This is a genomic window from Streptomyces sp. NPDC049577 (assembly GCF_040675635.1).
In the GTDB taxonomy this organism is placed as follows: Bacteria; Actinomycetota; Actinomycetes; order Streptomycetales; family Streptomycetaceae; genus Streptomyces.
On the sequence record NZ_JBFAPH010000345.1, the window covers coordinates 1 to 6,643 of the forward strand.

8 protein-coding genes and 2 pseudogenes are annotated in these 6,643 nt (G+C 74.5%); 6 read left to right on the forward strand and 4 right to left on the reverse strand.

What is annotated here, in order from left to right; translation table 11 throughout:
* Positions 1–93, reverse strand: a pseudogene (locus AB0K09_RS27710) (hypothetical protein); the annotation flags it as partial.
* Between AB0K09_RS27710 and AB0K09_RS27715 the strand changes: the two are divergent.
* From AB0K09_RS27715 to AB0K09_RS27735, 5 genes and pseudogenes are all read left to right on the forward strand, one after another.
* Positions 63–734 (forward strand): annotated as a pseudogene (locus tag AB0K09_RS27715) (OB-fold domain-containing protein); the annotation flags it as partial. The pseudogenes AB0K09_RS27710 and AB0K09_RS27715 sit on opposite strands and share 31 nt — an antisense overlap.
* Positions 731–1,798, forward strand: a complete 1,068-nt coding sequence (locus tag AB0K09_RS27720) for a thiolase domain-containing protein (RefSeq protein ID WP_366068144.1) — start codon at positions 731–733, stop codon at positions 1,796–1,798. The pseudogene AB0K09_RS27715 and the gene AB0K09_RS27720, both read left to right, overlap by 4 nt.
* Complete coding sequence (locus tag AB0K09_RS27725) at positions 1,795–2,961, forward strand: thiolase domain-containing protein (RefSeq protein WP_366068145.1); 1,167 nt, start codon at positions 1,795–1,797, stop codon at positions 2,959–2,961. The genes AB0K09_RS27720 and AB0K09_RS27725 overlap by 4 nt, the downstream gene beginning before the upstream one ends.
* Before the next feature lie 96 nt (positions 2,962–3,057).
* On the forward strand, positions 3,058–3,285 hold the full coding sequence (locus AB0K09_RS27730; protein WP_366068153.1) for a DUF397 domain-containing protein: 228 nt from the start codon (positions 3,058–3,060) through the stop codon (positions 3,283–3,285).
* A gap of 167 nt (positions 3,286–3,452) precedes the next feature.
* Positions 3,453–3,953: a hypothetical protein gene (locus AB0K09_RS27735; RefSeq protein WP_366068147.1), complete on the forward strand. Its 501-nt coding sequence runs from the start codon at positions 3,453–3,455 to the stop codon at positions 3,951–3,953.
* Here the strand turns inward: AB0K09_RS27735 and AB0K09_RS27740 are convergent.
* The 3 genes from AB0K09_RS27740 to AB0K09_RS27750 form a co-directional block, all read right to left on the reverse strand.
* Entirely contained in the window at positions 3,905–4,336 is a 432-nt protein-coding gene (locus AB0K09_RS27740) for a GNAT family N-acetyltransferase (protein WP_366068148.1), read from the reverse strand. The genes AB0K09_RS27735 and AB0K09_RS27740 overlap by 49 nt on opposite strands.
* A gap of 28 nt (positions 4,337–4,364) precedes the next feature.
* A complete protein-coding gene (locus AB0K09_RS27745; RefSeq protein ID WP_366068149.1) occupies positions 4,365–5,111 on the reverse strand; it encodes a TetR/AcrR family transcriptional regulator C-terminal domain-containing protein in 747 nt (248 codons plus the stop codon).
* A gap of 139 nt (positions 5,112–5,250) precedes the next feature.
* Positions 5,251–5,514: a hypothetical protein gene (locus tag AB0K09_RS27750; RefSeq protein ID WP_366068150.1), complete on the reverse strand. Its 264-nt coding sequence runs from the start codon at positions 5,512–5,514 to the stop codon at positions 5,251–5,253.
* A gap of 248 nt (positions 5,515–5,762) precedes the next feature.
* On the opposite strand from AB0K09_RS27750, the gene AB0K09_RS27755 reads away from it, so the two are divergent.
* A partial coding sequence (locus AB0K09_RS27755) for a serine/threonine-protein kinase (RefSeq protein ID WP_366068152.1) occupies positions 5,763–6,643 on the forward strand: 881 nt, incomplete at its 3' end.

Genomic DNA, 6,643 nt, shown 5'->3' on the forward strand with positions numbered 1-6,643 from the left:
CCAGCGGCCGAGCTTTCCGGCGAGCGTGGTCTTACCGGCACCCTGCAGACCGGCGAGCATGATCACGGTCGGCGCGGTCTTACGCCCTCGACGCCCCCGGCCCCGGCACCGTCCGCACCGGCATGCGCGTCCGCGTCCGCTGGGCCGGGCGGCGCACCGGAGCCATCACCGACATCGCCTGCTTCGAACCCTGCACCGGCCCCGGCACACCAACGGACCCCCGCCCCGCCACCGCCGTCCCGCACGACGGCGCCTTCCCCGACCCCGTCACCACCCTCACCACCCCCGCCCGCCTCGACTACACCTACGCCCCCGGCCGCGCCCAGAGCCGCCACCTCCGCGAACTCGCCCGCCACCGCATCACCGGCGAACGCTGCCCCGCCTGCCACCGGGTCGCCGTACCGCCCCGCGGCGCCTGCCCCACCTGCGGCGTCGCCACCACCGAACAGGTCGAGGTCGGCCCCCGCGGCACGGTCACCACCTACTGCGTCGTCAACATCAAGGCGAAGAACGCCGTCAACGCCGACATCGACGTGCCCTACGTCTACGCGCACATCGCCCTGGACGGCGCCGACCTCGCCCTCCACGGGCGCATCGCCGGCATCCCCTGGGACCGGGTGCGCATGGGACTGCGTGTCGAACCCGTCTGGACCGGCGACGGCCGCCACCCCGACCACTACCGGCCCACCGGCGAACCCGACGCCGACTACGACACCTACAAGAGGCTGCTGTGACCGCCCGCACGCCCCGCGCCCGCGACATCGCCGTGGTCGCCTTCGCCCAGAGCGACCACCGCCGCTCGACCCCCGGGCTGTCCGAGTCCGAGATGCTCCTGCCCGTCCTGACCGACGTCCTCGGCCAGGCCGGACTCGCCCCCGGCCAGGCCGGCTTCACCTGCTCGGGATCCAGCGACTACCTCGCCGGGCGCCCCTTCTCCTTCACCCTCGCCCTCGACGGCGCCGGCGCCTGGCCGCCCATCGCCGAGTCCCACGTCGAGATGGACGGCGCCTGGGCACTGTACGAGGCATGGGTCAAGCTCCTCACCGGCGAGACCGACACCGCCCTGGTCTACGCCCACGGCAAGTCCTCGGCCGGCGACCTGCGCGAGGTCCTGACCCGGCAGCTCGACCCCTACTGCGTCGCACCCCTGTGGCCCGACCCCGTCGCCCTCGCCGCCCTCCAGGCCCAGGCCCTCATCGACGCCGGCGAGACCGACGAGAGAGCCCTCGCCGCCATCGCGGACCGCAACCGCGCCGCCGCCCGCGACAACCCCCACGCCCAGCTGCGCGGCGCCGTACCGGCCGGCGACTACGTCGTACGCCCGCTGCGCACCGGCGACTGCCCGCCCGTCGGGGACGGCGCCGCCGCCGTCGTCCTCGCCGCCGGGGACACCGCCCGCCGCATGTGCGACCGGCCCGCCTGGATCCGCGGCATCGACCACCGCGTCGAGCCCCACGCCCTCGGCGTCCGCGACCTCACCGACTCGCCCTCCACCCGCCTCGCGGCCAAGAACGCCGGAGCCTTCGACGCCCCCGTCGACACCGCGGAACTCCACGCCCCCTTCACCGCCCAGGAGGTCGTCCTGCGCAAGGCCCTGAACCTGGGCGACGACGTCACCGTCAACCCCTCCGGCGGCCCCCTCGCCGCCAACCCCGTCATGGCCACCGGCCTCGTCCGCCTCGGGGAGGCCGCCGCCCGCATCCACCGGGGCTGCTCCGACCGCGCGCTGGCGCACGCCACCTCCGGGCCGTGCCTGCAGCAGAACCTCGTCGCCGTGCTGGAAGGGGACCGGACATGAGCAAGGAGCCCGTGGCCGTCGTCGGCATCGGCCAGACCCGGCACGCCGCCGCCCGCCGTGACGTCTCCCTCGCCGGCCTCGTCCGCGAGGCCGCCGGCCGCGCCCTGGAGGACGCCGGACTCGCCTGGAGTGACGTCGAGGCCGTCGTCCTCGGCAAGGCCCCCGACTTCTTCGAGGGCGTCATGATGCCCGAGCTCTGCCTCGCCGACGCCCTCGGCGCCACCGGAAAACCCCTGCTGCGGGTGCACACCGCCGGCTCCGTCGGCGGCTCCACCGCTCTCGTCGCCGCGAGCCTCGTCGCCGCCCGCGTCCACCGCACCGTCCTCACCCTGGCCTTCGAGAAGCAGTCCGAGTCCAACGCCATGTGGGCCCTGTCCCAGCCCGTCCCCTTCCAGCAGCCCCTCCTCGCCGGCGCCGGCGGCTTCTTCGCCCCGCACGTCCGCGCCTACATGCGCCGCACCGGCGCCCCCGCCGGCACCGGCGCGCTCGTCGCCTACAAGGACCGCCGCAACGCCCTGAAGAACCCCTACGCCCACCTCCACGAACACGACATCACCCTGGAGAAGGTCCGCTCCTCGCCCATGCTCTGGGACCCCATCCGCTACTCCGAGACCTGCCCCTCCTCCGACGGCGCCTGCGCCATGGTCCTCACCGACCGCGCCGGCGCCGCCCGCGCCCCGCACCGGCCCGCCTGGATGCACGGCGGGGCCATGCGCAGTGAACCGACGCTCTTCGCCGGCAAGGACGTCGTCTCCCCCCGCGCCGGCCGCGAGTGCGCCGCAGAGGTCTACCGCCAGGCCGGCGTCACCGACCCGCGCCGCGACATCGACGTCGTCGAGATGTACGTCCCCTTCAGCTGGTACGAGCCCATGTGGCTGGAGAACCTGGGCTTCGCCGCCGAGGGCGAGGGCTGGAAGCTCACCGAGTCCGGCGCCACCGAGCTCGACGGCGACCTGCCCGTCAACCCCTCCGGCGGCGTGCTCTCCACCAACCCCATCGGCGCCTCCGGCATGCTCCGCTTCGCCGAGGCCGCCCTCCAGGTCCGCGGCCGGGCCGGCGACCACCAGGTCCCCGGCGCCCGCCGGGCCCTGGGACACGCCTACGGCGGCGGCTCCCAGTTCTTCGCGATGTGGCTGGTCGCCGACACCCCGCCCACCGGCTGAAGTGCCCGGTGCGCGCGGCCTGTCGGGCACGGGGCCGCGTCGCTAGGGTGGGCGCGACGACGGCGGACCGGGAGGAGCACGGACGTGGCCGACAGCATGACGCGGAACCCGGCGGGCGACACGAGGCCCGAGCTCGACCTCGCCAACGCCACCTGGCAGTCCAGCAGCCGGGGCGCGCGCGGCGACGTCCAGATCGCCTTCGTCGAGGGTTTCGTGGCCATGCGCAACGGACGCAACCCGGACGGCCCGGCCCTGATCTTCAGCCCGGGGGAGTGGCGCGGCTTCGTCCTCGGTGCGCGGGACGGCGAATTCGATCTCACCTGAGCCCGGACCGCACCCCGCGCCGCGGCGGAACGCCGGATACCCCCACGATCACGTGTTCGGCGTGCCGGGACCCGGGTGCGGGAGCGCGGGGGCGGGGCGGCCCACCGGGCCGCGCGAAGGGGGTTCCCCCGCCGCACCGCCCCCCGGCGGGCACGTACGATGTGGGCATGTCCTTCCTCCGCCGCCGCAGTGCCGCCACCCCCGCCGGGCCGGACTTCGACGTCCTCGCCATGGATCCCGGGGACTGGCCGGGTGACCTCGGGGCCGGGCTGCTGCCCGCGCCCGACGGAAGCTGCCAGGGCGTCTTCCTCCGCTACGACCTGTTCGGCGGCCGCGGACCCGCGATGATCATCGGCAATCTGCCCGAGGGCTCCCCGGCGCGGGAGCTGGCCGAGGGACAGGTCCCCTTCGAGGTGGCGCAGCTGCTCGCCGCGCTGGGCCACGACGAGCCGGTGGAGGTCCTGGAGACCGAGGACACCCCGGTCATGCACGAGGACAACCTGCTCATCGTGCGGCGCCTGAAGTGCTCCGAGAGCCGCGTCTCCTGCACCCAGTTCGACCGCAGCGACGGCGTCCTCGTCACCATCGCCAGCTGGGACCGGCCGATCACCGACGATCTCTACCAGCTGCTCAAGCCGCTGCCCGCGGAGATGTTCCAGACGGGCTGACCGGCCGCCCGGCGTGAGGGCGGCCGGTCCCGCGCCGCCCCGGCTACCGGTTCGAGGACCGCAGCGTCACCCCAGGCCCGGCGGGCCAGTCGCCAGCCGATCTCCACGCCGGTGAACGGCATGCCGTCGTCCATCCTGTCCAGGCCGGCGAAGCCGATGAACTCGCCGGTGGCCCGTACCTCGACGGCCCACCAGCCGTAACCCCGCTCGGCGAACTCCGCCTGGAAGCGGGCCACTGCGGCATCGCTCTGCTCCCTGGAGATCGGACCGCCCAGGTGCTCGCGGACCTCCGGGTCGGCGTTGATCGCCGCCCAGGGCGCGAGGTCGGAGTCCCGCCATCCGCGGAGGTGAAGACGCTCGGTCAGCAGTTCGGCTTCGGACATGCCGCCCAGCCAACACCGGCCGCAGGCGTCACGGCAACGGTTTTTTCCCCGGGCCCTCGTCGAACCCGTCCAGCAACCGGTTCACCGACCGCTCGAACAGCGCGTCGGGGTCCGCCGCCGCCCCCACCGGGGCCGCGGCCAGGACCGCCGCCAGCCGCGGATAGGCGCCGCTCGCCAGCTGCTTGCCCAGGTGGTCGAGGCGTGCCGCCCGCTCGCGTCCCGGCGGGTACGGGGAGGTCCGCGCCCGCTCGGCCGCGGACAGCTCGTGGGTGACGTACGCGGCGACGACCGCGTTGAGCATGGACAGCAGTTCCATCTTCGTTCCCCCGCCCGCGTCGAGGGGTTCCAGCAGCCGGAGGCAGTGCTCCAGATACCGCAGCGCGTTCGGGCTGAAGCCGTACTCGGCCGACAGCAGGCGCGGCAGCCAGGGGTGACGGTGCATCAGGGCACGGGTCTGCCGGGCCAGGGCCAGGACGTCCGCGCGCCAGTCGCCGGTGGGCTCCGCGGACAGGTCGTACTCGCCGCTGACGGCGTCGACCATCAGCTCGTAGAGCTCTTCCTTGCGCGGCACGTAGCTGTAGAGCGACATCGTGCCGCAGCCGATCTCGGCGGCGACGCGGCGCATGGAGACGCCGTCGATGCCCTCAGCGTCCGCGACGCGTACCGCGGCGGCGGCGATCGAGGCGCGGGAGTGGGCGGGACGCGGCCCCCGGGCCGCGCGTTCGGGGCGCGCCCAGATGACCTCGGGTACGGGCGGGCGGCCGCCGGGTGCCATGGGACATCACCTCACCACCATCCTAGTTCCGTACGCCGTACGGAGTGCAGCATGGCCGGTGACGCGCCCCGTCGCCGGCCGGCGCGGCGACGGGGGGTCACAGTGCGGTGGTGCGGGGTGCGGGCGTGCCGGGGGTCGGTCAGGCGTGGTTGCCGAACAGCGAGCGACGCAGTCGCCGCAGGGGGGCCAGCAGGGCCACCCGGGCGGTACGGCTCTGCCCGACCCGGCCATGATCACGCGCAGTGATCTCACGCATCAGCACCGTCGCACCCTCGGCCTCGCGCTGCGGCACGGCAGGGCCGCCCAGCACCGCGAGGTGACGGTCGAGGCGCGCGCTCGACGCACCACTGCCATAGGTGATGGCAGGCACGCGCGGCCTGCTGCGCATTGCTATCTGATCCATGAGACTCCCCACCCGTACGAGGCACCCGGCCCAGGCAGGGTAACCCTATCGCCCCATCGCGTCACCCGCGCATCGGCGGGTCCGATTCACCACCCCGTCAAGGGCGTTGACACACCTGGCGTGAACCTGCCGCAACCCGGCCGGAACTCCGGGTGAGTTGGCGGAAGCGGGGAGCGACCGGGCAGGAGGCAATCACGCTGCGTTGCGGTACATTCACCCCGAATCGCCTCTCGGGGGGAGGGTGCGTCATGAGCGAGGGCTCCGGTGGGGACGTGGATCCCGGCGGTGGGCGCGTACTGGCGGGCCGTTACCGGCTCCTCGGCGAACTGGGCCGCGGCGGCATGGGCGTGGTCTGGCGCGCCCGGGACGAAGTGCTGGGCCGTGACGTCGCGGTGAAGGAGGTCCGGGCGCCCGAGGGGTTGTCCGGGAGCGAGGTGGGGCGGCTGTACGCCCGGCTGGAGCGCGAGGGGCGCGCGGCGGCCCGAGTCGCGCACCGCAATGTCGTCACCGTCCACGACGTGGCCACCGACGGGGGCCGCCCGTGGATCGTCATGGAGCTGGTGGCCGGGCTGTCGCTCGCGGACGTCCTGGAGGCCGAGGGCCCTCTTCCGCCCGCGCGCGCCGCGCATATCGGCGCCGAGGTGCTGGCCGCGCTGTGCGCCGCGCACGCCGTCGGAGTGCTCCATCGCGACGTCAAACCGGCAAATATTTTGCTCGCCAACGACGGGCGTGTCGTGCTCACCGACTTCGGCATCGCCCTTGTCGAGGGCAGTTCGGCACTGACCGCGGCCGGGCAGCTGGTCGGCTCGCCCGAGTACCTGGCGCCGGAGCGGGCGTTGGGCCGGCCGCCCGGGCCGGCGTCGGACCTGTGGTCGCTGGGCGTGACCCTGTACGCGGCGGTGGAGGGCCGTTCGCCGTTCCGTCAGGACACCCCCGTCTCCACCCTGCGGTCCGTGGTGGACCGCGAGCTGCCGCCCCCGCACCGGGCGGGCGCGCTCACACCCGTACTGGAGGGGCTGCTGCGCAAGGATCCCGCGGACCGGCCCGGCGCCGAGGAGGCGGAGCGGCTGCTGCGCACGGTCGCCGCCGGGGGCACACCGCGCGCGACGCCCGGCGCGCACGCGCCGGC